Origin of the sequence: Aeromonas sp. S5(2024), assembly GCF_041403025.1 — a bacterium.
GTDB lineage: Bacteria > Pseudomonadota > Gammaproteobacteria > Enterobacterales > Aeromonadaceae > Aeromonas > Aeromonas hydrophila.
The window spans coordinates 494,328-517,650 of sequence record NZ_JBGLRI010000002.1; the positions used below are offsets into that span (position 1 = coordinate 494,328).

The following is a 23,323-nucleotide window of genomic DNA, read 5'->3' on the forward strand; positions in this document are numbered from 1 at the left end:
GTGAGAAATGTATGTCTGATAAGATTGTGTCTGAATCTGAATCCGGTGCGGTTTTTGTTGAAAGCCTAGGCCTTGCGAGACGATTAACTACAACTCATGTAACTGGTTACGCTGGTGCGCAATCACAGACTCGCCGAGTTATGGCTGTAGCGTGTGCCCTTGAATTGATAAAAACGAGTGTCGCAGCAGGCGGCGATCTTGGGACACAGCTCGAATATTTGAGCAACTACGCGAATCTGATCGAGGGTGCTCTTGAAACAGAATGATGCCGATAAATCCAGTTATCGGCATTAAAAACAAGGGGCTATGGCCCCTTGATGCTCTTCGTGGGGGCTCTCTACTTAGACGTTCTCTTGAGATGCCTTTATGGCGAGTTTTTGCTTTTCTGCTTTGACTTTTCTTTCTAGATGCCAACGCCAGACCCTCACCACGATGAGTACGCCAAAGGCTACGTACCCAACGATCTTTACCCAGTCTTCTAGCGACATGCATGTTCCTCTTGGTGTCGGTATGTAGGCAATCAGATACAGCCAGGATGCATTGTATGACTTCAAATGAGAGTTTGAGCGAGATTATCGCTCTCAAAGAGCAGCAGTTGACTGCGGCCCAGACTGAAATGAACGCTCGGAACCGTGGTAAGTACAAGGGTTCTTCAAATGCTTCGGTGTCCCAAATCTACGTGGATAGCATCAAAAGAGAGTTGGCAGATCTCTATGCAAGGCAATCGCACCTTGCCGGATAGATGCGGAATGATGGCATCTGCCTATCTAAGGGGCCTCCGGCCCCTTTGTCTTACCCCTAAGCATGACCGCGCATAATGTATATTATGTTAAATTAAATATCTTGTTTCCTGTCACCACCTATTGAACTGTGTATAATGGCAACAATTGATCCTATCTCCGACCGGATGTCTTAAGTGGCTGAATTAACATCAGAACAATTAAAACCTGTTTTTTCGATTGAACAGTTTCCTGCCCTCAGCGAACTCGAACCCATTCCCTTTGCCGCCTTGCAACCCAGAGCCATTTCCGGCATCAAGCGTCTCGCCAGTTTTGATGGAGACTGCCCGGTCATGTTGCTCAACGGTTTTCCCGGGGTGGATTATGAAGGCGTTTGCCAGACGCTGATCGCCGCCTCCAACGGCAAGGATGGCGACCTGTTCGATCTCTGCTACACCGAGAATCTGAACAATCCATTCAAGCCCATCTGGTTGCGCCTGCAACCCGGCACCGGCTTCGAGTTCTGTGAAATGGTCGGCGAATTGCTCAAGCTGATGAGCCATCATCTGGATGCCGAGCGTCTGGTCACCCGCATCATGCGCAAGCAGAACAACGATCCCAAGATCGATGACTTCCTCTCCGATCTGGCGGCGCACGTGGCACAGGGGCTCGAGTTTCAACATCCGGTACTCATCAACCTGCTGATCCACCATGAAGAGCAGGAAGCGCCGGTCATCTATGGGCGTGATTTGAACTGGGATACCCTGTTTGGCTCCATCAACTATCAGACCGAGCAAGGTTCGGTTTATGCCAACCAGCACCTGCTGGAACCGGGTCTGCTGCGTCAGGCCAACGGTGGCTATCTGATTTTGCAGCTGGATGAGCTGCTGGATCAGCCCCATCTCTGGTTCAAGCTCAAGAATGCGATGCAAAAAGGTGAGCTGGACTGGAACGCCTATCAGGAAGGTAAAACCCTGACCCCCTTCTTCACCCCGGAAGCCACCCCCATCAAGCTCAAGCTGATCCTGGTCGGCGATCGGCTGGATGTGGCCGAGTTCCAGATGTTGGACCGCGACATGTCCGAGCGCATCTTCCTGCGCGCCGATCTGGTCTCCGAGGTGAACATCGAAGAGGATCTGCCCGATTATCTTCAATATCTGGCCTGGCTGCGCGCGCGCTGGGAGCTGCTGGACTTCACCCCGGCCGCCCTCGCCGCCCTTTGCCGTCACGCCAGCCGGCTGTGCGACCACCAGGAGTGGCTGTCGCTCTCCGAAGTACAACTCTCTGCCATCATGCGGATGGCCGACAGCCTGGCACGCGAGCTGGAAGCGGACGTCGTCACCGACGAGCACATTCGCGGTGCGCTGGAAGAGCAGGATTACCGCCTCAACTATCTGGTTGAACAGTCAGACCAGGGCGTCATCGACGGCCAGATCTTGCTGCAGACCGACGGTGAGGAAGTGGGCCAGATCAACGGCCTCTCCGTCATCCAGGTCTCAGGGCATCCCTATGATTTCGGCGAGCCGGTGCGCCTCACCGCCACCGTGCATCTGGGTGATGGCGATGTGGCGGACATCGAGCGCAAAGCGGAGCTGGCGGGTCATATCCACGCCAAGGCGATGATGATCATCCACGGTTATCTCTCCAACAAGTTCGGTGCCGAGAACCCTTCCCCGCTGTCGGCCAACCTGGTGTTCGAGCAGTCCTATCACGAGATCGATGGTGACAGCGCCTCGTTGACCGGTCTGTGTGCCCTGCTCTCTGCCCTCGCCCGCCAGCCCATCTACCAGCACTTTGCGGTGACCGGCGCGGTCGATCAGTTCGGCAATGTGCAGGCCGTCGGCGGCGTCAACGAGAAGATCGAAGGCTTCTTCCGGGTGTGCAAGATCCACGGTCTCACCGGCAAACAAGGGATCCTGCTACCCGGCACCAATGCCCAGCAACTCAACCTGTCCGATGAGGTGATTGCAGCCGTCGAAGCCGGCCAATTCCATATCCATCCGGTGGATCATGTGGAAGAGGCCATCGAGCTGCTGACCGGTTGTGTTGCTGGTGAGCCGGATATGCCTGATACCCTGTTCGGCCGGATCCAGCAGCGGCTGGATGAGCTCAATGGCACCGACGTCATCAAGGGTGGCGTGCTGCGCCGCCTGCTTGGTCGAGTGTTCGGACGGTGAGAAAAGAAGTGATCGGAGTTGTTTAGCGAACAACTGTACGCTAAATTGGCCCGGCTTTGACCCATTTGAAGGATAAACAGCGTGACCGTAGACAATACCACCATTGATGCCCGCCTTTCCCTGTGTGAACAAGGCAAAGACTCGTTTACCCGTGAAGAGCTGCTCGCCTGCAGCCGTGGCGAACTGTTTGGTGAGGGTAACAGTCAGCTGCCCGCCCCCAACATGTTGATGATGGATCGCATCGTCAAGATCAATGACAACGGTGGTGAGCATGGCAAGGGCGAAATCCTGGCAGAGCTCGATATCACGCCGGATCTCTGGTTCTTCGATTGCCACTTCCCGGGTGATCCGGTCATGCCTGGCTGTCTCGGTCTGGATGCCATGTGGCAACTGGTCGGTTTCTTCCTGGGCTGGAAAGGCGGCCCTGGCAAGGGTCGTGCACTGGGGGTTGGCGAGGTGAAATTCACCGGCCAGATCCTGCCGACCGCCAAGAAAGTGACCTACAAGATCACCTTCAAGCGCGTCATCAACCGCAAGCTGGTGATGGGGATCGCCGATGGCGTGGTGGAAGTGGATGGTCGCCCGATCTACAGCGCTACCGATCTGAAAGTGGGTCTGTTCAAGGACACCACCGCATTCTAAGTGCCGACCAGCAGGTCGAACTGAACAACGTAAAGGGGCCATCATGGCCCCTTTCCTTTTGCAATGAGTGATGAAGTACCGGCTACTTCATGAAGAGGCCTGAGCCCCGCCCTTCCATGGCATCACGCCAACCACCAAGCCAATGCCCACGGGCATCCAGGCATTGATACGGACACGCTTCTTTCTGTTTGCCGACCACGCCAGCCTGATAACCACGAGCACGAGCTCTTTCCAGACGGTCCCGTTTTTGTCTCTTCATCATCTACGACCCTCTTCCGTGGAACAAAAAAAGCGACCAATTGTTCATCGGTCGCTTTCATCTTTACCCCAGGGGGTCGGCAGGGTCAAACAAAAAATTTCATGCTATCCGGTCATTGTGACACAAGACACTGAACCGCATTAATTTTTAGTGACACAACTTTTTAGCGCTGGAAGCGGCGCAGCCAGGCGAATGGCAGGGCCAGCAGAGTCAACCAGAACAGGCTGCCACCACCGCTGCCACCATCCTGACCGGTCTGGTTGTTGACCGGTGCGTTGGCGACCACATAACCGGCCGGATCGTTGTTCTTGTAGTCGGTTACCACCGGCGCCAGCTTGACGCTGACCACGGTAGCATTGGTGCGGTTGTTCAGATCGCTCTCGCTGTTGTAGCGATAAGCCGTGGCCGCGACGGTACCGTTGCTGCTGATGCCGCTGGCATAAGCGATGTGGTAGTAGTAACCGTTCTGGGTACACTGCTTGGCTCCTGCATCATCCAGACCACAGATGAGATCGTTCAGATACCAGTTGTTGCCGGTCGCTGCGTTCAGCAGGAAACCTTCCTGCATGCGGTTGGTACCGTTGACCACGGGCTGGGTCTGATGGCGGGAATCACGCCAGCCAACCACCATGTTGTGGTTGTTGATGGCAGCAGCTTCCGAGCCGGAGCCGCTGAGCGGCTTGTCCTGCAAGGAGACCACGGCGTTGGTGGTCGGCGTGTTCAGGTTGAACACGAACATCTCGACCGGGCGGTTCTGGCCCTTGTTGATGCGATAGAGCTGGTTGCCGATCACATAACCGTTGTCGTTGACCCCAACGGCCCAGCTGTGTTGCAGCTTGGCGTCATCCTTGCCGGGCTCGCCTTCGGCCAGCGGGATGATCTGGGTAGTGCCTACCTTGCTGCCATCCAGATCCAGTGTCCAGTAAGCGGCCAGGTTGCGACCGTCCAGGTAGTTGGTGCCGATCTCGCCGGTGGAGGAGTACCCTACCCCGTACAGATTGCCGTTGAATTTACCCACCCCGAGCGCGGAGGCGGTCTGCACCACTTCGTTGCGGGCGCGGGCATACTCGTTGGCCTGCAGCAGCTTGTTGAAGGTGCCGGTACTGTTGACCAGCCAGAAGCTGGCCTGGGTGTTGAGGCCCGGGCAGTAGCGGTAGTCGCCGTACTGGCCGTCGTTGCCGGCAAAGCACCAGTTGTAGGTTTCGGAATTAACGACGATATCCTTGCCGGTGGCGGCGGTACCGGTCACCAGATACTGGCCGTTGTCCAGTTTCTTGATACTGGTCGGTACGCTCAGGCTGTGAGTGCCGGCGCCGTCTTTCAGCTCGACGGGGTTGCCCTCCTCGACCACGGCGAAAGCTGTGCGCAGCTTGCCACTCATCTTGTAGCCCGCTCGGGTGCCGGGTACGTCGCCCAGCGCGGTCACCAGACCGTCGGTCTCGCCCAGCTGTACGTAACCTACGTTGTTGCGCTGATCGACCCCATCGAGGAAGTCACGACGCCACTGATAGGCGAAGTTGCTGTTGTCGTTCCAGAAGGAGTTGCAGACCGAGTTGGAGAGCATGCAGCCCTGCTCGAAACGGAAACGATCGACCAGGAAGTCGGCGAAGCGTACGGTCGAGAAGTGCTCGGCCATGTTGTTCTTGGTATTGATCCCGATGAGCCCGTTGCCGTCGCCGCTGATCCCGCTGGCGTAACCCTTGTCGGACGCATCGACAATGGTGAAAAAGGGACTTTGTGCCGCCTGGGCATGCAGGCTGGCGCTGACCAGAATGGCCAGCATGGATAATTGCTTTTTCATCTACTTCCTTAGTCCTGATGTTTCAACGCTTCCAACTCCTCCCAACGGGAGAAGGCTTGTTCCAATGCAGCCTCTGCTGCATTCAGGGCATCCAGTTTGGCTTGAGTCTGGTCGCTCGGCAGGGAGAAGAAACCGGGGTGGTTGATCTCGGTCTGCAGGGCATCCAGCTCTGCCTCCAGCTGTTCCAGTCGAGCCGGTAGATTATCCAGCTCCAGCTGCAACTTGTAAGAGAGCTTTTTGGCTTTTGTGGCAGCAGGCGCCGGCGCCACGACAGGCTCTGGCGTTTTGCTCTGCGCCTGTTTGGCGACTTGCTGCGCAGACTGCTGTGCCTGTTGTTGAGCACGGGTGGCCATCATGTCGGCGTAACCGCCCACATAATCGCTGATCTGCCCGTCCCCTTCAAACAACCAGCAACCAGCCACGGTATTGTCGATGAAACGACGATCGTGGCTCACCAGCAACAGGGTGCCGGGGTAGTCCGCCAGCAGCTCTTCCAGCAATTCCAGCGTTTCGACATCCAGGTCGTTGGTTGGTTCATCGAGGATCAGTAAATTACTGGGCTTCAAGAACAATTTGGCCAACAGTAAACGGTTTTTTTCGCCCCCTGACAAGGCTTTCACCGGGGTGCGTGCCCGTTTTGGTTCAAACAGGAAGTCCTGCAGGTAACCGAGAATGTGGCGGGAGCGGCCGCGCACCATCACTTCCTGCTTGCCCTCCCCGACGTTGTCCACCACCGTCTTCTCTGGATCGAGCTGCTCGCGGTACTGATCGAAGTAGGCCACTTCCAGATTGGTGCCCCCTTTGACCGTGCCACGACTTGGGCTCAACTGACCGAGCAGCAGCTTGATGAGCGTCGACTTGCCGCAGCCGTTGGGGCCGACCAGCGCAATCTTGTCGCCGCGCAGCACCTGCAGATCCAGCCCCTGGAACAGGGTGCGATCACCAAAGTCCAGCCCCAGTCCTTCACTTTCAAATACCAGCTTGCCGGAGCGGCTTGCCTCATCCAGCTGCAGCTTGGCCTTGCCCTGCAGTTCACGGCGCTGGGTCCGCTCCATCCGCATCGCCTTGAGGGCGCGCACTCGCCCCTCATTGCGGGTGCGACGGGCCTTGATCCCCTGGCGAACCCACACCTCTTCCTGGGCCAGCTTGCGATCAAATTCGGCGTTCTTAAGCTCTTCGACCCGCAACCACTCCTCTTTCCCCTGCAGATACTCGTCGTAGTTGCCGGGCCAGGAGGTGATCACGCCGCGGTCCAGATCGATGATCCGGGTCGCCAGCTTGTGGATGAACTCCCGGTCGTGGGAGATGAAGACGATGGCGCCGCGAAAATCCTTGAGGAACTCTTCCAGCCAGTTGATGGCATCGATGTCCAGGTGGTTGGTCGGCTCGTCCAGCAGCAACAGATCCGGATCGCAGGCCAGCGCGCGGGCCAGTGCCACCTTGCGCAGCCAGCCGCCGGAGAGGCTGTCGAGGGTCACGTCGGGATCCAGACCCAGCAGGGTCAGCACCTGGTTGATGCGGGTCTCGAACTGCCAACCGTTCTGGTAGTCGAGCTGCTCCTGCAGCTGGCTCATCTTGCGAATGTTGGCATCGGAGGCATCATGTGCCAGTTCCATGGAGATATGGTGATACTGCTTGAGCAGCTCCCCTACCCCGGCCAGCCCTTCGGCGGCGTAGTCAAACACGGTGAGCTCGCTCGACGCGGGGGGATCCTGCTCGAGACGGGTCACTTTCAAATCTTGTTGCAGCACCAGACGACCGTCATCGAGCGGCAGTTCGCCGGCGATGACCTTCATCAGGGTGGACTTGCCCGCTCCGTTGCGCCCCACCAGACAGAGGCGCTCGCCCCGCTCGATGGTGAGCTCGGCCTGATCGAGCAGCGGAAAATCACTGAACGACAACGACGCGCCGTGCAATGTCAAAAGAGCCATTCTTGTTCCTTATTGCTAATGAAAAAACGGGTGGCAGACTGGATCTCCCCCCGTTTCATCGTCAAATCGCCCGCTCACCCCTGCCTGGCAAGCCACGCTTGCAGCTCAGCCAGGGTGAAGGGCCAACCCAGTTCACGCCCCGCCTCATCGCGCAGTACCGGAATGCGGACCCGATAGGTTGCCAGCCACTGCGCATCGTCCATGATGTCGCACTGGCGAGTGTCAGCCGCAAGAGCGGCCTGCTCCACCAGCGCCCACGCCTGTTCGCACAGGTGGCAGCCGTCGGTGTGAAACAGGGTCAGCATCAGGCCTCAGCCTCCGCATGGGTGATGATCCAGCAGTTGTGGATATGCTGGTTGCGCTCGAAATCCTTGGGCCGGGTCTTGCCGGTGATGTTCTGGGCCTTGAGGCCGATCGCCTCGAGGCCGGCCAGATCCATCTTGAAGTGGCGCTTGTTGTTGGAGAACACCAGGGTGCCACCCGCGGCCAGCAGCCGCTTCAGGTGCTGCATCAGCAGCAGGTGATCGCGCTGCACGTCGAAGCTCTCATCCATCCGCTTGGAGTTGGAGAAGGTGGGCGGATCGATGAAGATGAGGTCGTACTGCTCGTCCGCCTCGGAGAGCCACTTCAGGCAGTCGGCCTGCACGAACTTGTGCTCTCGGCCCACCAGCGAGTTGAGGCGCATGTTGTCTTGTGCCCAGTTGAGGTAGGTGCGCGACATGTCCACCGTGGTGGTCTCGCTGGCACCGCCGAGCCCCGCGTGCACGGTGGCACTGCCGGTGTAGGCAAACAGGTTCAGGAAGCGCTTGCCCTTGGCCATCTGACCCAGCATGCGACGGGTCTGACGGTGGTCGAGGAACAGCCCGGTGTCGAGATAGTCATAGAGGTTGACCCACAGACGGGCGCCGTACTCCTGCACCTCCATCCGGTGCTGCTCTTCGGAGAGCTTCTGGTACTGCTGTTTGCCTTCCTGACGCTCGCGCACTTTCAGGATCACCTTCTCGCCGTCCATGCCGGTCACCTTGATGGCGGCCTGCACCATGTCGAGCAGACGCTGACGGGTCTTCTGGGCGGGAATGTCCTTGGGCGCCGCGTACTCCTGCACCACCAGATAGTCCTGATAACGGTCGATGGCGGCGTTGTATTCCGGCAGATCGGCATCGTAAAGGCGATAGCAGTCGAGGTTCTCTTTCTGTGCCCACTTCTCCAGGGTTTTCAGATTCTTGCGCAGGCGGTTGGCAAAGTCCTGCGCCACCTCTTTCTGGGAAGCAACGGAGTCCTGTGCAATCTGGTAGTTGCGCAGCTGACACTCGAGGGCGCCGTTGAACAGGCGGTATTGCTTGTCGGCGCGCAGACGCAGACAGCTCAAAAGCTCGGGGGATGCGGAAAGAATGGAGACTTTCCAGCCCTGGAAGCTGCGACGCAGGGCATCGCCGAGCGCCTGATGCACTTCCAGCAGTGCCGGGAACTCGCCAAGACGCTCGCCATAGGGCGGGTTGGAGATCAGCATGCCGACCTGACGGGCCTCCCCTTCCACTGCCGGCATCGGCAGCGGGTTTTCCAGCGCGGTGACATCAGCCTGTTTGAAGGTGATGAGGTGGGCCACGCCGGCGGCTTTGGCGTTGTCGCGCGCTTTGAGCAGCACGCGGCTGTCGGCATCGCAACCAAACAGCTTCACTTCACACCGCTGCATGCCGCGCTTGGCCCGTACTTGCGCCTCCATCAGCAAGCTCTGCCACAGCTCGCTATCGTGCTGCAGCCAGCGATCGAACCCGAAACGCTCGCGGCGCAGAGCCGGTGCCATGTCGGCGGCGATGAAGGCGGCTTCCACCAGCAGCGTACCGGAACCACACATGGGGTCCATCATGGGCTCGCCGGCCCAGCCGCTACGGGCAATCATGGCGGCGGCCAGGTTCTCTTTGAGCGGCGCCTCACCGGTGCCCTGACGGTAGAAACGCTGGTGCAGCGCGGGGCCTGACAAGTCCAGCGTGATATTGGCCTTGCCCTTGCCCAGGTGCGCCATGATGCGAATATCCGGCGACTTCTTGTCCACGTCAGGACGCACGTGACCGCGCTTGGTAAAGCGATCGACGATGGCATCCTTGATCTTCAGGGCACCGTACTGGGTATTGCGAATGGCCGGATTGGTACCGGTAAAATCCACCGCAATGGTGGAAGTACCGGAGAAGTGCTCTTCCCAGGGAATGGTGTGAGCACCCAGATAGAGATCCAGGTCGTCATTCATCTGGAATTCGGACAGCACCAGCACGATGCGGGAGGCGAAACGGCTCCACAGACAGGCCTTGTAGCCAATGGCCAGTTCGCCTTTGAAATGCACGCCAGCCACGGTCTCACGGACCTGCTCTGCGCCCAGGTTGGTCAGCTCGACGGCCAACAGGTTTTCCAGCCCTTTGGGGCAGGTTGCAAAAAATTCTTTCATCACGCTCACGGGGAACCCATAAAAATAGTGCCGCATTATACCTTAAGCCGCGATCCGGAGCAGCAAAAGCTTGCCAGTGACGACATAAACAGAAGCCATCTGACATGCGCCGCCTCCGACCTTTTGGCCGCTCTGGCGAGGCATGCGCGCAGGAAGGATCTGACGAATAAAAAATGTACCAACCGCTCGGAAAGTTCAAACAATAACCAGGTGTACTCCGGCATCTCTCATTGGCACGGCATTACCTTGCTGAGGCTGCAACCATATATGACATGGCCATGGTCAGGAATAGGTGAGCTATCCCGCTGCCATATCTGACAGGCGTCAAACAAGACTCAACTCGTTATTATTCCCACGACAGAGCAAGTCCTTTCTGCAAACCCCGTGTTTGGCTCTCCCGTTATCGTCCGTAAACGGGAGGGCTATTTTTTTCCTCCTCTCTCTGTTCATATCGCTATTGTCCGACTGTCACATCTATCAGGTTTCAAGAGAAACTACAGGATTTAGAATAACCCCGTGTGGTTGATACAACCGCTTATTCCTCCTGTAGTGTGTGTTTGCCGCCCTCTTATCAAATTGATCGGAGGGCATTTTTTGCACAAAAGCAGTCGCCTGAAATAATCAAGACTAATGATAGGAACAGAATGGATACAAGTAGGTGTTCATCAGGATGAACCGAATGAGAGGATAAAGGCTTGCTATAAAATAACCCGAGATTCAACTCACCTGGCGATATTGCGCCTGTGCCACCGGCCTTGGGCTCATGCGATTGTTCATCACCTTGATGACGCCAAAACGGGGCAGTGTCTTGCTGGTGGTCAATATCAGATCGTCAGTCAGGTTTAAACAGACGCTGGCCTGTTCACCGGCTTCGATCACCAGAAACTCCCCTTTGCCGTGAGGAGTGCCCATGCACACCAGTGCACCGGTTTCGGGAATAATGGCGGGGTGGGTTTCCCCAAAGAACCAGCTTTGTGGCATCAGGGGTTTGTAAAAGCGGCTGACGGCGATGGCATTGAGTACCAGCTGAACCTGATGTGGTACGCTCCACTCCAGTTCGGCAACCCTGTCCATCAACTGATAATAGAGCGCTGCATCATCCACGCAAAAAGGCTGGGTGGTGAAGGAACATGGGACAAGCTGTCGCCCTTTATATTCGGTGGCGAAGATCATGCGATCAGATAAATCCAGCATCAGACGATCATCATGAGCATCATAATGCCACTGCCAATTGTCATTGGGTTGGATACACATGCAGGTGCCCTTACTGAAAGTCGTTACTCGACTTTATTCCATGTCGAGAATTTCAGCAACTTTAAATAAAGGGCACCGATTTATTTCTTATATATGGGTCACAATCTCTTTGACCAGATCCGGGCCCTTATAAATAAAGCCGCTGTAAATCTGGACCAAACTGGCACCCGCAGCCAACTTCTCGCGGGCCGCCATGGCACTGTCGATGCCACCAACGCCAATAATGGGCAGCGCGCCATCCAGTGCCTTGGCCAGCTGGCGGATCACTTCGGTGCTCTTGTGCTGCAAAGGACGACCGCTGAGGCCGCCCGCTTCAGCGGCATGGGGCATGTCATAAATCATGTCGCGCTCAAGGGTGGTATTGGTGGCAATCACCCCATCAATGCCATTTTTTATCAAGGATGCGGCCACCTGATTAATTTCATCCGGAGTCAAATCCGGCGCAATTTTAACGGTCAGTGGCACGTATTTCTTATATTGCGTGGCCAGCTCCTGCTGACGAACCTTGAGGGCGGCCAACAGTTCATCCAGCGCATCGCCATATTGCAGTGAACGCAACCCCGGCGTATTGGGGGAAGAGATATTGACGGCAATATAACCGGCATGGTCATACACCTTGTCCATGCAGATCAGGTAATCATCCTTGCCCTGCTCGATGGGGGTGTCCTTGTTCTTGCCGATATTGATACCGATCACCCCCTGATATTTGGCCTTCTTGACCTGGGCAACCAGATGGTCGACCCCTTTGTTGTTGAAGCCCATCCGGTTGATGATCCCCTCTGCCGGAATAACCCGGAACAGACGTGGCTTGTCATTGCCGCTCTGGGGTCTGGGAGTGACGGTACCGACCTCGATAAAGCCGAATCCCATGGCCCCGAAGGCATCGATACACTCGCCATCCTTGTCCAGACCGGCCGCCAGACCCACCGGATTGGCAAAAGAAAGCCCCATGACAGTGACGGGGCGTTTGGGCAAGGAGTGGCGGAAGAAACAATCAAGCGGCGTACCGAGAAGGCGGGGCAGATATTTGATGGAGAGATCGTGCGCCTGTTCCGGGTTGAGCTTGAACAGGAAATGCCTGGCGAGAGGGTACAGCATGTTTGCTCCTTAAAAAAAGCCCCGGCAACTGGCCGGGGCTTTGGGTGTGATACCGCTGTTATGCCTTAACTGGCAATCACAGTGCTCGGCAATTCAACTGGAGCAGGTTCAACTCCCGCAAGGCCACCGAGAACTTGGCGAACTCATGGGTACTGGTGGTCTTGAAGTCGGCCAACATGTGGGTCCAACGGGACAAGAGTTGCTCATGCTCCGAAATCCAGTCGGCCAGTATGGTAGCGCATTCTCCCTGGTCTTTGCACCCTTCCAGCACTACCGAAGTGAGGCTGCGCTGCTGCCAGTCCAGATCTTCGCGGAAGGAGGCCCGCGCCATCGCCTGCCAGTGGTTGCCCACCGGTTGATGGTTGATCTGGTCGAGGAACCAGTGCAGATCCAGCTTGGCGCCGAGGCGATAGTAGACATTGGCGGCACGCAGGATGTCGGTCTTGTGCTCCGCGGCGATCTGCGCCAGATCCAGGCTGGAGAAGAGGCTGCTCATATGGGCTACCTGACGGGCGATGGCTTGTGGCACTTGCTTGGCCACCAACGCCGCGACCGCTTGCTGGTGTTCGGCCACTTCGCTCTCGTCCATCACCTCATAGAGGTGTTGCCCCAGCGTCTCGAAGGCCGGGCGGAAGAAGGCGATGTTCTCGCTGATGCTCCAGCTGCGATTGCGGGCACGCAGGAACCAGCGGGTGGCGCGGCGCACGATGCGACGGCTGTAGAACATCAGCTCGAGCTGGGTCTCTGCCCCCACCCGGTTGTCGCACCCTTCGATGTCGCGCCACAGCAGGTTGAGGCCAAATACCTCGCGGGCCATGGCAAAGCAGCAGGCCACTTCCGCCACCGAGGCACCGGTCTCGTCCTTCATCCGGCTGGCGAAGTTGAGCCCCATGTCGTTGACCAGCATGTTGGCCACCCGGGTCGCGATGATCTCGCCGCGCAGCGGATGCTGGGCCAGTGCCGCCCCGAACTGCTGCTGCAGCTTGGCCGGGAAGCTGGTCACCAGCATGTTGGCGAGGAAGGGCTCGTCGGTCACTTCCGGGCAGTTGAGCTGCTCTTTGAGTACCATCTTGCCGTAGGCCACCAGCACCGCCAGTTCGGGTCGGGTCAGCCCCTGCCCCGCCGCCATCCGCTCGGAGAGCTCCTCGTCGGAGGGCAGGAACTCCAGGGCACGGTCCAGCTTGCCTTCCCGCTCCAGCCCCTGAATGAAACGCTGTTGCTCCTTGAGCTGCTCGGCACCACGGAAACTGGTCACCGAGATGGACTGGGACTGGCGATAGGCGTTGGTGATGACGATCTGCGCCACATCGTCGGTCATCTCATAGAGCATCTGGTTGCGCTGCTTGAGGGTCAGGTCACCGGCCGCCACCAGCTGGTTGAGCAGGATCTTGATGTTCACCTCGTTGTCGGAGCAGTCCACCCCGCCCACATTGTCGGTGAAGTCGGTGTTGATGCGTCCGCCCTGGCTGGCGTACTCCACCCGGCCGAGCTGGGTAAAGCCGAGGTTGCCGCCCTCACCCACGATGCGAGCCCGCAGATCGCGGCCATTGACCCGCAGCACGTCGTTGCTGCGATCGCCCACTTCGGCGTCACTCTCGCGGGAACTTTTCACATAGGTGCCGATGCCGCCGTTCCACAGCAGATCGACGTTCAGGCAGAGCAGCGCCTTGATCAGCTCGTTCGGCGCCATGCTGGCCTTGTCGGTACCGAGCAGGGTCTGGATCTCGGTGCTCAGCTTGATGGACTTGGCCGAGCGCAGGAAGATGCCGCCCCCTTGTGATATCAGCTCACGGTTGTAGTCATCCCAGCTGGAGCCGGGCAGTTCGAACAGCCGCTTGCGCTCGACGAAGCTCTTGGCCGCATTGGGGGTCGGGTCGATGAAGATGTGCATGTGGTTGAAGGCGCCCACCAGCTGGGTGTGCTCGGAGAGCAGCATGCCGTTGCCGAACACGTCCCCCGCCATGTCGCCGATGCCGACGCAGGTGAAGTCGGTAGTCTGGCAGTTGACGCCGATCTCGCGAAAATGCCGCTTGACCGATTCCCAGGCGCCACGGGCGGTGATGCCCATCTTCTTGTGGTCATAGCCGACCGAGCCGCCGGAGGCGAACGCATCGCCCAGCCAGTGGCCATATTCCAGGCTTATCTCGTTGGCGATGTCGGAGAAGGTCGCAGTGCCCTTGTCGGCGGCCACCACCAGGTAGTAGTCATCTTCGTCGTGACGCACCACGGATTTCGGCGGGATCACCTCGCCGCCGATGATGTTGTCGGTCACATCGAGCAGGCCGCGGATGAACAGGCGATAGCAGGCCTTGCCTTCTTCCTGGATGGCGGCACGGGGGGCGCCTGCCGGCATCTGTTTGCAGTAGAAGCCGCCTTTGGCGCCGACCGGTACGATGACGGTGTTCTTCACCTGCTGGGCTTTTACCAGACCCAGCACTTCGGTACGGAAGTCCTCCTTGCGATCGGACCAGCGCAGACCGCCACGGGCCACCTTGCCCCAGCGCAGATGTACCCCTTCCACCCGCGGCGAGTAGACGAAGATCTCGAACTTGGGCAGCGGCAGCGGCATGTCGGTGATACTGGAGGGGGCCAGCTTGAAGGAGATGTAGGGCTTGATGTTGCCCGCCTTGTCCAGCTGGTAGTAGTTGGTGCGCAGGGTGGCGTCGATCATCTCCACATAGCGGCGGATGATGCGATCGTCGTCCAGGTTGGCGACCTGATCCAGCTTGGCGGCGAGCTGCTCGTGCAGCTTGGCGGATGCCTTGGCATCTTGCGATGACACCTTGGCGTCCTGCTTGCCGGCCGGGTCCAGGCGCTGTTCGAACAGGGTGAACAGCAGCTGGGCGATATCCGGGTAGCGGGTCAGGGTCTCTTCGATATAGGACTGACTGAAGGAGACGCCGGTCTGACGCATATATTTGGCATAGGCGCGCAGCACCGAGACCTGACGACCGGTGAGGCCGGCCCCCAGCACCAGACGGTTGAAGCCATCATCTTCCAGCTGCTTGTTCCAGATGGCCGCGAAGGCCTGCTGGAAGCGCTGCTGGCTCTGCTCCAGATCGAACGGCTGCTCGCCATGCAGCAGCATGGAGAAATCGAGGATCCAGAAGATGTCGCCCGCCGGGGTGCGCACCTGATACGGGGTTTCGCCGATGACGCGCAGCCCCATGTTTTCCAGCATGGGCAGCACATCGGAGAGGTGGATGGGTTCGGTGCGGTGGAACAGTTTGAGGCGGACCCGGCGATCGTTCTCCTCCTCCTGGGCGCGGTAGAACAGCATGCCGAGCGGATTGGCTTCGCTCAGATTGTCCAGCTCCATGATGTCGGCCACGGCAGAACCCGGCAGCACGTCTTCCTTGTAGGCGCGGGGGAAGGCGGTGCTGAAACGGCGGCGCAGTTCGTTGCCGCGGGCTTCACCGTAGTGAGAGAGCAGCACGGAGTCGAGGCGGTCGTCCCAGCTGCGGGCCGCTTCAATCAGGTTGTTCTGTACTTCGTTCACATCCACATCCACGTTGTTGTTGTTGACCCGCACTATGTAGTGGGTCCGTGCCAGCACGCCCTCGGTGAAGTAGACGTTGAACTCCACCTCTTCGCTGCTGCCAAAATACTTCTGCAGGATCTGCTGGGTCTTGACCCGCAGCGCCGTGTTGTAGCGCTCCTTGGTGACATAGACCATGCAGGAGAAGAAGCGGCCGTACACATCGCGGCGTACGAACAGGCGCAGCATGTCGCGTTCCTGCATCTCCAGCACGCCAAGACCGGTGGCCAGCAGCTCCTCTTCACGGGCCTGGATCAGCTCGTCGCGCGGGTAGGTTTCCAGTACGTTCAGCAGCGCCTTGTAGGCGTGGGAGCCCTTCTCGTGACCGGAGGCGGCCATGATGTGCTCGAGACGGTGACTGATGAGCGGGATCTGGGTCGCGCTGGTGTTGTAGATGGAGGAGGCATACAGGCCGATGAAGCGATCCTCTCCCACTACCTTGCCGTGCTCGTCGAAGCGCTTGATGCCGATATAGTCCACATACGCCGGGCGATGCACCCGCGACTTGCTGTTGGACTTGGTGAGGATCAGCAGGTCGGAGCTCAGCGCCGCGTGACGGGCACTGGCCGGCATGTTGCCAAGGCGCTGACCCACTTCCTTGATGGAGTTTTTCATCAGACCCAGGCTGGAGTCGGCCTGGGGCAGGATCTCGTGATCCCCCTCCACCGCCTTGACGTCGTAGCGGCGGTAGCCCATCAGAGTGAAGTTATGGGCGGCTACCCACTTGAGGAAGGCAACGCAGGAGTCCACTTCGGCCTGACTGACCGGGTTCTTGCGTTTGGGCAGCTCGTCGATGATCTCGTTCAGGCGCGCCAGCATCGGCTGCCAGTCACCGACTGCCAGCGCCACTTCACCGGCCACCGAGTTGAGCTCGGCGGTCAGCCCTTCCATCTGCTCCTCGCTGGTGAGGTGATCGATTTCGATGAGGAAGGCGGTCTCGACCGAGGTCTGTTCGGCGCTGTTGTCGAGATCCAGAATGGCGCTGATCTTGCCTTCGTTGCCGCGAATGAGGTGCAGCGGCTGGTGCAGCATCATGTGCGCCGTGATGCCCCGGCGCTTGAGCGCCATGCGGATGGAGTCCACCAGGAAGGGGGAGTCCTGCAGAATGATCTCGACGATGGTATGGGGAGACTGCCAGCCATGGCGGGTCAGCTCGGGATTGTAGACCCGGATATAGGGCTCTGTGCTGGTGCGCTGGTTGAGCGCATTCCACAGGCTGAGCGCGGCGCCATAGAGATCGCTGTCATTGCGATCGTGCAGATCGGTGCTCGCCATGTTGCCGTAGAACTTGGCGACGAAGCACTCGACCAGGGAGGCACTCTTCTTGGGCAACTTCTGATGGATCAGGCTGAGAACGTTTTCGAGCAGAACTGAGGTAGGGGCGTCTTTCAATGCCATTTCTATATTCCTTATCGGACGACATTAACCACCGACACAGAGACATCCACCCTGGATGCCCACCGGTACAGAGTTGCTGCGAAGTGTAATGTCTTGGATCAAGGAAGGCGAGCAAAGGTGATAATGAGTTGTTAAAAACAAGGGTCAGATCACGCCTTAAGCTGTGAAAAATTTTGCCGTTCTGGCAAAAAACAGAAAATCCCACTGGATGGTTACGGATTTACCGGATAGATAGTGACTGAAAGCAGTGAATTGCGCGGAAATATGTTCAAGTTTTGTTAATTTATGCGTTCGAGGCTGATAAAGCGATAATCATCCTGGGTTTTGAGGCGAAAATAGCCATGTACCCCGCTGATGGCGACGAAAGGCCGGATTTTCTCAATGCCCAGCTCCAGGGTCAGCCCCTGCTCGCTGCGTACCACCAGCCGTTTGGCATGGCCCTGATACATCAGCATGACCTCGTCGTGGCTCAGGGACAGGCGAAAGGTAAACTGCTTCACGGTGACTCCTCTGGTCTGATAAACGGCCCGGGTGTTGAAAGGGTGGGAGATGGCTCCCCCACCCCGTCGGGTTTACTGCTGCAGTGCCTTGCTCACCTTCTCGAACAGATCCCGCGCCAGCCCCTCGAGGTTGGCCAGACGGGTCAGCTCGGTGCGGATCAGCGCCTTGCGCCCCTCATCTAGCCGCTTGAACTGAATGAGCGGGGTGATGAGGCGGGAGGCTACCTGTGGGTTGACCTCGTTGAGCTCGATCAAGAGATCGGTCAGGAAGCGGTAGCCGCGACCATCGCGCGCATGGAACTGCACCTGGTTGTTCATGGCAAAACTGGCCACCAGCGCTCGCAGCCGGTTCGGGTTGCGGATGCTGAAAGTAGGATGCGCCATCGCCTGCTTCACCTCTTCCAACACGTCTTCCGCCGGCTTGGAGCCCACCAGTCGCAGCCAGTTGTCCAGCACCAGACCATCCTTGGCCCACTTGCCTTCGAAATCGGCCAGCAGCTCGGAGCGGCACGGCAGCAGATGGCTGTTGGCCACCTGCAGCGCCGCCAGGGTATCGGTCATGTTGTCGGCGGTGGCATATTGCTGGCGTACCAGCAGATCGGCACTGCCGGCGTCGAGCGCCGCCAGATAGCCCAGCACCACGCCCTTGAGCGCCCGCTTGGCCATGTCGGCATGCACCACCTGATACGCCGGCAGACGCAGCGCCTCGTAGCTGCTTGTCAGACGGGCACCGAAGGCGTGAGCCAGCGAGGTGTAGATCTCGTTGCGAACCTGATGGATGGCATCGATGTCAGCCACCTCGAACAGCTCGGCCAGGGTCGCCTCACCCGGCAGCGCCAGGATCTCCGCCTTGAGGGCCGGGTCCAGCTCGCCGTCATCCAAAATGGCGACAAAGGCCGCCAGCAGAGTCTGGGAGAGTTCTACCCCCTGCCCGTGCTGCACCCGGGCCACGCCTTCGATGACCGCCTTGTTGATCAGCATCTGCGCCGCATCCCAGCGGGCAAACTCGTTGCGGGCATGGCGCATCAGGAAGGCCAGCGCCTCGTCGCTGTAATCAAAATGCAGCTTGACCGGTGCCGAGAAGTCCCGCAGCAGGGAGGGTACCGGCTTGACCGCCACCCGATCGAACACAAAGGTCTGCTCCGCTTCCAGCACGTCGAGTACGTTGCCAATGGCCTTGCCCTGATACTGCAGCGGGATGACGGCCCCTTGCTCATCATAGAGTTCAATGTCGAGCGGAATATGCAGCGGCAGTTTTTGCGGCTGATCCTGGGTCGGCGGGGTGTGCTGGCTCACGTGCAGGCGATACACGCCGCTGTCGGCATCGTACTCGTCGGTCACGGTGAGCTCGGGAGTGCCGGACTGGCTGTACCAGCGGCGGAAGCGGCCGAGATCCACCCCGGAGGCATCTTCCATCGCCTGCACGAAGTCATCACAGGTGACGGCCTGACCGTCAAAGCGCTCGAAATAGAGGCGCATGCCCGCCTGGAAGGCAGCCTCACCCAGCAGAGTGTGCAGCATGCGGATCACTTCCGAACCCTTCTCGTAGACGGTCAGGGTGTAGAAGTTGTTCATCTCGATCACCACATCCGGGCGGATGGGGTGGGCCATGGGGCCGGCATCTTCAGCAAACTGCGGGCCGCGCACGGTGCGCACGTTGTTGATGCGATTGACCCCGCGTGAGCCCAGATCGGAGGAGAACTCCTGATCCCGGAACACGGTCAGCCCCTCTTTCAGGCTGAGCTGGAACCAGTCGCGGCAGGTGACCCGGTTGCCGGTCCAGTTGTGGAAGTATTCGTGGCCGATCACCCGCTCGATGCCGTGGTAGTCGCTGTCGGTGGCGGTAGCCGGGTTGGCCAGCACGAACTTGGAGTTGAAGATGTTGAGCCCCTTGTTCTCCATGGCGCCCATGTTGAAGAAGTCCACCGCCACGATCATATAGATGTCGAGGTCGTACTCGAGGCCGAAGCGCTGCTCGTCCCAGCGCATGGAGTTGATGAGGCTCTCCATGGCGAAACCGGCGCGGTCCAGGTTGCCCTTGTCGACGAAGATCTCGAGGGCCACCTTGCGGCCGCTCTTGGTGGTGTAGTGGCTGCGCTCCACGTCGAAGTCACCGGCCACCAGGGCAAACAGGTAGCTCGGTTTGGGGAAGGGATCCTGCCACTGCACAAAGTGGCGGCCGTCACCCAGATCGCCGCTGTCGACCTTGTTGCCGTTGGAGAGCAGGAAAGGGAACTGGGATTTGTCGGCGGTGATGCGGGTGCTGTAACGGGCCAGAATGTCGGGCCGGTCCAGATAATAGGTGATGCGCCGGAACCCTTCCGCCTCGCACTGGGTGCAGTAGGCGTCGCCGGACTTGTAGAGCCCTTCCAGCGCGGTGTTGGCAGCCGGATCCAGCAGGGTCACGATGGTCAGCACGCACTCGGCCGGCAGGTTGAACAGGGTCAGGCTGCTCTCGCCCTGCTCGTACTGGGTGAAGGGCACCCCATCCACGCTGACGCTGTGCAGGGAGAGCCCCTCCCCATCCAGCACCAGCGGTTCATTGTGCTCGCCATTGCGCCGCAGACGGGAGATGGCGGTCACCTGGGTCAGCGGCTCCTGCAGTTGAAAGTCGAGATCGATGCTGTCGATCCAGTAGAGCGGAGCCCGGTAATCCTGGCGATATTTGGCCGTCATGGCCTGGGAGTGATCGGTCATTATTGTTTGCTTCCACGCTTGTAATTGACGTGTCAGAGGCTGTCACAACCGGTTGGCAGGGTCAAATAGTTTGCATTCAGGCAAAAGAAAGGGCGACCTCAGTCGCCCTTGTTGATTAATTGACTCGCCGATGATCAGCTGCGTTTGCTGAGCTTGGCCAAGTCCGCCGTGATGTTGGCTGCCTCGACCAGATACTCGTCGGGGGCCTCGAAATCGGCAGGTAGTTCATCCAGACTCTTCACCGCCGGCTTGCCGAGACGGGCAAGGCGCTCGTTGGTGCGTTTGAGAGCCTTCTCGTCCTGCTTGGCCTGATCCGCCAGACGCTCCGCCTCGTTGAGGGAGACCGACTTCTTGTCTTTCTCCTCCTTGTAGTCGGCAATGTCCTGCATCACGTAGGTAAACTCCGGATCCTTGTTGATCCGTGCCTCGTGGGCAGACTGCAGCTTGGGCAGCAAACTGGCGAAGTTGCCGAGCTTGTCATACTTGGCCGATGCAATCTTGTCCCACGGCAAGGCGTTGAACTCGCGGCTCTCGCCCGTCTCTTCCGGCGCTACCGCAGTCGGGAAGCTGATGTCCGGAGCGACGCCCTTGTTCTGGGTGCTGCCACCGTTGATCCGGTAGAACTTGGCGATGGTGTACTGCACGTGACCGAGCGGCTGCTCGTAGAAGTCGTACACCTTGGCGAGGCTGCGATGCTGCTGCACCGTCCCCTTGCCGAACGAATTCTCGCCGAGGATCAGGGCGCGGCCGTAATCCTGCATGGCGGCGGCAAAGATCTCGGAGGCCGAGGCGCTGTAGCGGTCGATCATCACCGACATGGGGCCGCCGTAGTAGACGTTGCCGTCGTCATCACCGTTGACGGTGATGCGGCCCATGTGATCCCGGATCTGCACCACGGGACCGCTGGCGAAGAACAGGCCGCTCAGGGCAGAGGCTTCGGTCAGTGCACCACCGCCGTTGCCACGCAGATCGACGATGAGGCCATCGATCTTCTGCTTGTTGAGGCTGGAGAGCTCCTTGATCACGTCATCGTGCAGGTTGACGTAGAAACTCGGGATCTCTAGCACCCCAATCTTCTTGCCTTCGGCTGTGATCACCTTGGACTTGGCAGCTCGGTCTTCCAGACGCACCTTGTCGCGCACCAGCTCGATCTGCTCGGTCTTGGCGGCGGCGCCTTTGCCACGCTGGATCTCCAGCTTCACCTTGCTGCCTTTTGGTCCTTTGATGAGTTCGACCACGTCATCGAGACGCCAGCCGATCACATCGACAATCTTGCCGTCGTCCTGCCCTACCCCGACGATCTTGTCATCAGGCTTGAGGTGGTTGGACTTGGCAGCCGGACCACCGGGCACCAGGGAGCGAATGACGGTAAAGTCATCCTCGGCCTGCAGCACGGCACCAATCCCCTCCAGCGAGAGGTTCATCTCGGTGTTGAAACGATCGGCGCTGCGCGGAGACAGATAGCTGGTGTGCGGTTCGATGGCGCGGGCGAAGGAGTTCATGAAGAGCTGGAACACGTCCTCGCTCTCGGTCTGGGACATCCGCTTGATGGCGTTGTTGTAACGCTTGCCAAGCAGTTCCTTGATCTCGGGCCACTCCTTGCCGCTGAGCTTGAGGCTCAGGGCATCGAACTTGACCCGCTGGCGCCACAACTCGTTGAGTTCGGCTTCGTCTTTCGGCCAGGCCGCCCCTTCCCGATCAAAGATGTAGTTGTCGGGCTGGGTAAAATCGAAAGGAGTATCGAGCAGTTTGAGGGCGTATTCGAACCGCTCATAACGCCGCTGCTGACTCAGATTGAACATCTCGTAAGCCGGGGCCAGCCGTCCTCTCTCGAGGTCGGTGTCAAAACCGGTACGGTACTTTTCAAAGCGGCTGATATCAGAGGCCAGAAACAGGTTGCGGCTGTAGTCCAGATTCTCCAGATACTTGTCAAAGATCACGGAGGAAAAGGCATCGTCCAGCTTGAACTGCTTGTAATGCGAGCGGGTAAACAGATTGGCAATTCGCTTGCTAGCCGTAGCATGTTGGCTCTCCTGAGCCAACACAGGCAAATCACTTTCCTTGAGCACCGGCTCGATGGCCTGTGCAAGCCCGGCAAGCGCCAGGCTACAGGCAACGAGGGAAAAACGAATTACGCCATGCTTCAACATTTGTCTCCTTAGAGAACCAGGTGCTCGAATTTGACCCGCAGCATCATGCCGGTCTGCAATTGAACCTGAACGTCATCCTTGGTCACTTCCTTGATGGTGGCCGGCACCGGAGACTTGCCCAGCACAACCCGGACGCCCTGATCCACTTTCAGGGTAGCGGCATCCACTTTGACCAGCGGTGCTTCGACAGCAGCGGGAGCAACCTTGGGAGCGGCTTTCGGCTTGTCGGATTTGGCGGCAGCATCGGCCTTGCGCGGGGCAGGACGACGTGGCTGCTTGGCCTTCTCTTCCTTGGTGTTGGTACGACGGCTGGCAAAGACACGCTCTTTGCTCTCTTTGAGGGCTTGCTTGGCGTGCTCGATGTGCTCTTCGGTGAGCAGCTCGCCCGGATTGCCGTCCAGATCGACACGGGCCTGGCCAGCCTTGAGGCCATGCAGGTAACGCCAGCTGGAGGTGTATTGACGCAGAGCAGAACGCAGCATGGTCTTGGAGACTCTGGCGTCGTCAGCAAGACGCTCGGCCAAATCCTGGAAGATGCCAATCTTGAGCGGCTTGGCCTCTCCTTCAGCAATGAAGCAGGCCGGGAATTTCTCGACCAGGTAGGCAACGATCTCTTTACTGTTCTTCAGCTTCTCAGTGTTTTCCATGTATAACCTTGGCTTTCATATAAACGCGCGGGCACACCCGAGCACAACAAAGGCCCCATTATAGAGAGCTTG

17 protein-coding genes are annotated in these 23,323 nt (G+C 58.7%); 4 read left to right on the forward strand and 13 right to left on the reverse strand.

The genetic code is table 11. From position 1 onward, the window contains the following. The first annotated feature begins 11 nt into the window (after positions 1 to 11). Positions 12 to 266 carry a hypothetical protein gene (locus ACB032_RS06030; RefSeq protein ID WP_268038671.1) on the forward strand — a complete coding sequence of 85 codons (255 nt, stop codon included), beginning with the start codon at positions 12 to 14 and terminating at the stop codon, positions 264 to 266. Between the two features lie 75 nt (positions 267 to 341). Here the strand turns inward: ACB032_RS06030 and ACB032_RS06035 are convergent, their stop codons facing one another. After that, on the reverse strand, positions 342 to 488 hold the full coding sequence (locus tag ACB032_RS06035) for a hypothetical protein (RefSeq protein WP_268038672.1): 147 nt from the start codon (positions 486 to 488) through the stop codon (positions 342 to 344). A gap of 56 nt (positions 489 to 544) precedes the next feature. On the opposite strand from ACB032_RS06035, the gene ACB032_RS06040 reads away from it, so the two are divergent. The 3 genes from ACB032_RS06040 to fabA all read left to right on the forward strand — a co-directional run bounded on the left by ACB032_RS06040 (position 545) and on the right by fabA (position 3,538). Continuing rightward, a complete protein-coding gene (locus ACB032_RS06040; RefSeq protein WP_268038673.1) occupies positions 545 to 742 on the forward strand; it encodes a hypothetical protein in 198 nt (65 codons plus the stop codon). A gap of 174 nt (positions 743 to 916) precedes the next feature. Next, positions 917 to 2,896 (forward strand): Lon protease family protein, encoded by a 1,980-nt coding sequence (locus ACB032_RS06045; RefSeq protein ID WP_371137560.1) that lies wholly within the window; start codon positions 917 to 919, stop codon positions 2,894 to 2,896. 81 nt (positions 2,897 to 2,977) lie between these two features. Beyond that, the gene (gene fabA / locus ACB032_RS06050; RefSeq protein WP_016350690.1) at positions 2,978 to 3,538 is read left to right on the forward strand and encodes a 3-hydroxyacyl-[acyl-carrier-protein] dehydratase FabA; all 561 of its coding nucleotides are present in this window, start codon (positions 2,978 to 2,980) and stop codon (positions 3,536 to 3,538) included. Between the two features lie 82 nt (positions 3,539 to 3,620). On the opposite strand, the gene rmf is transcribed toward fabA, so the two are convergent. The 12 genes from rmf to proQ form a co-directional block, all read right to left on the reverse strand. After that, complete coding sequence (gene rmf / locus ACB032_RS06055; protein ID WP_005315693.1) at positions 3,621 to 3,800, reverse strand: ribosome modulation factor; 180 nt, start codon at positions 3,798 to 3,800, stop codon at positions 3,621 to 3,623. Between the two features lie 160 nt (positions 3,801 to 3,960). Then, positions 3,961 to 5,598: a DUF3466 family protein gene (locus tag ACB032_RS06060; protein WP_324016591.1), complete on the reverse strand. Its 1,638-nt coding sequence runs from the start codon at positions 5,596 to 5,598 to the stop codon at positions 3,961 to 3,963. A gap of 8 nt (positions 5,599 to 5,606) precedes the next feature. After that, a complete protein-coding gene (locus ACB032_RS06065) occupies positions 5,607 to 7,529 on the reverse strand; it encodes an ABC transporter ATP-binding protein (protein ID WP_371137561.1) in 1,923 nt (640 codons plus the stop codon). Between the two features lie 74 nt (positions 7,530 to 7,603). Further along, positions 7,604 to 7,834, reverse strand: coding sequence for a glutaredoxin family protein (locus ACB032_RS06070; protein WP_371137562.1), 231 nt, complete (start codon positions 7,832 to 7,834; stop codon positions 7,604 to 7,606). Continuing rightward, positions 7,834 to 10,005: a bifunctional 23S rRNA (guanine(2069)-N(7))-methyltransferase RlmK/23S rRNA (guanine(2445)-N(2))-methyltransferase RlmL gene (gene rlmKL, locus ACB032_RS06075; RefSeq protein WP_162498694.1), complete on the reverse strand. Its 2,172-nt coding sequence runs from the start codon at positions 10,003 to 10,005 to the stop codon at positions 7,834 to 7,836. The genes ACB032_RS06070 and rlmKL overlap by 1 nt, the downstream gene beginning before the upstream one ends. Before the next feature lie 681 nt (positions 10,006 to 10,686). Continuing rightward, positions 10,687 to 11,223 carry a cell division protein ZapC gene (locus ACB032_RS06080; RefSeq protein WP_029303055.1) on the reverse strand — a complete coding sequence of 179 codons (537 nt, stop codon included), beginning with the start codon at positions 11,221 to 11,223 and terminating at the stop codon, positions 10,687 to 10,689. An 87-nt stretch (positions 11,224 to 11,310) separates the two neighbouring features. Beyond that, complete coding sequence (gene pyrD, locus ACB032_RS06085; RefSeq protein ID WP_219281310.1) at positions 11,311 to 12,321, reverse strand: quinone-dependent dihydroorotate dehydrogenase; 1,011 nt, start codon at positions 12,319 to 12,321, stop codon at positions 11,311 to 11,313. A gap of 76 nt (positions 12,322 to 12,397) precedes the next feature. Beyond that, positions 12,398 to 17,257: an NAD-glutamate dehydrogenase gene (locus ACB032_RS06090; RefSeq protein ID WP_371137563.1), complete on the reverse strand. Its 4,860-nt coding sequence runs from the start codon at positions 17,255 to 17,257 to the stop codon at positions 12,398 to 12,400. Positions 17,258 to 17,535: 278 nt separating this feature from the next. Next, positions 17,536 to 17,757, reverse strand: a complete 222-nt coding sequence (locus ACB032_RS06095; protein ID WP_005300804.1) for a DUF2835 domain-containing protein — start codon at positions 17,755 to 17,757, stop codon at positions 17,536 to 17,538. A 72-nt stretch (positions 17,758 to 17,829) separates the two neighbouring features. Beyond that, on the reverse strand, positions 17,830 to 20,454 hold the full coding sequence (gene pepN, locus ACB032_RS06100) for an aminopeptidase N (RefSeq protein WP_371137564.1): 2,625 nt from the start codon (positions 20,452 to 20,454) through the stop codon (positions 17,830 to 17,832). A 134-nt stretch (positions 20,455 to 20,588) separates the two neighbouring features. Further along, the gene (gene prc / locus ACB032_RS06105) at positions 20,589 to 22,604 is read right to left on the reverse strand and encodes a carboxy terminal-processing peptidase (protein ID WP_371137565.1); all 2,016 of its coding nucleotides are present in this window, start codon (positions 22,602 to 22,604) and stop codon (positions 20,589 to 20,591) included. Between the two features lie 8 nt (positions 22,605 to 22,612). After that, complete coding sequence (proQ, locus tag ACB032_RS06110) at positions 22,613 to 23,251, reverse strand: RNA chaperone ProQ (RefSeq protein ID WP_371137566.1); 639 nt, start codon at positions 23,249 to 23,251, stop codon at positions 22,613 to 22,615. Positions 23,252 to 23,323: the final 72 nt, after the last annotated feature.

What these genes read in the sequence shown, in the direction of transcription:
- ACB032_RS06030 (WP_268038671.1), top strand. Translation starts at nt 12, where the DNA reads ATGTCTGATAAGATTGTGTCTGAATCTGAATCCGGTGCGGTTTTTGTT.
- ACB032_RS06035 (WP_268038672.1), bottom strand. Translation starts at nt 488, where the DNA reads ATGTCGCTAGAAGACTGGGTAAAGATCGTTGGGTACGTAGCCTTTGGC.
- ACB032_RS06040 (WP_268038673.1), top strand. Translation starts at nt 545, where the DNA reads ATGACTTCAAATGAGAGTTTGAGCGAGATTATCGCTCTCAAAGAGCAG.
- rmf (WP_005315693.1), bottom strand. Translation starts at nt 3,800, where the DNA reads ATGATGAAGAGACAAAAACGGGACCGTCTGGAAAGAGCTCGTGCTCGT.
- ACB032_RS06060 (WP_324016591.1), bottom strand. Translation starts at nt 5,598, where the DNA reads ATGAAAAAGCAATTATCCATGCTGGCCATTCTGGTCAGCGCCAGCCTG.
- ACB032_RS06065 (WP_371137561.1), bottom strand. Translation starts at nt 7,529, where the DNA reads ATGGCTCTTTTGACATTGCACGGCGCGTCGTTGTCGTTCAGTGATTTT.
- ACB032_RS06070 (WP_371137562.1), bottom strand. Translation starts at nt 7,834, where the DNA reads ATGCTGACCCTGTTTCACACCGACGGCTGCCACCTGTGCGAACAGGCG.
- rlmKL (WP_162498694.1), bottom strand. Translation starts at nt 10,005, where the DNA reads ATGCGGCACTATTTTTATGGGTTCCCCGTGAGCGTGATGAAAGAATTT.
- ACB032_RS06080 (WP_029303055.1), bottom strand. Translation starts at nt 11,223, where the DNA reads ATGTGTATCCAACCCAATGACAATTGGCAGTGGCATTATGATGCTCAT.
- pyrD (WP_219281310.1), bottom strand. Translation starts at nt 12,321, where the DNA reads ATGCTGTACCCTCTCGCCAGGCATTTCCTGTTCAAGCTCAACCCGGAA.
- ACB032_RS06090 (WP_371137563.1), bottom strand. Translation starts at nt 17,257, where the DNA reads ATGGCATTGAAAGACGCCCCTACCTCAGTTCTGCTCGAAAACGTTCTC.
- pepN (WP_371137564.1), bottom strand. Translation starts at nt 20,454, where the DNA reads ATGACCGATCACTCCCAGGCCATGACGGCCAAATATCGCCAGGATTAC.
- prc (WP_371137565.1), bottom strand. Translation starts at nt 22,604, where the DNA reads ATGTTGAAGCATGGCGTAATTCGTTTTTCCCTCGTTGCCTGTAGCCTG.
- proQ (WP_371137566.1), bottom strand. Translation starts at nt 23,251, where the DNA reads ATGGAAAACACTGAGAAGCTGAAGAACAGTAAAGAGATCGTTGCCTAC.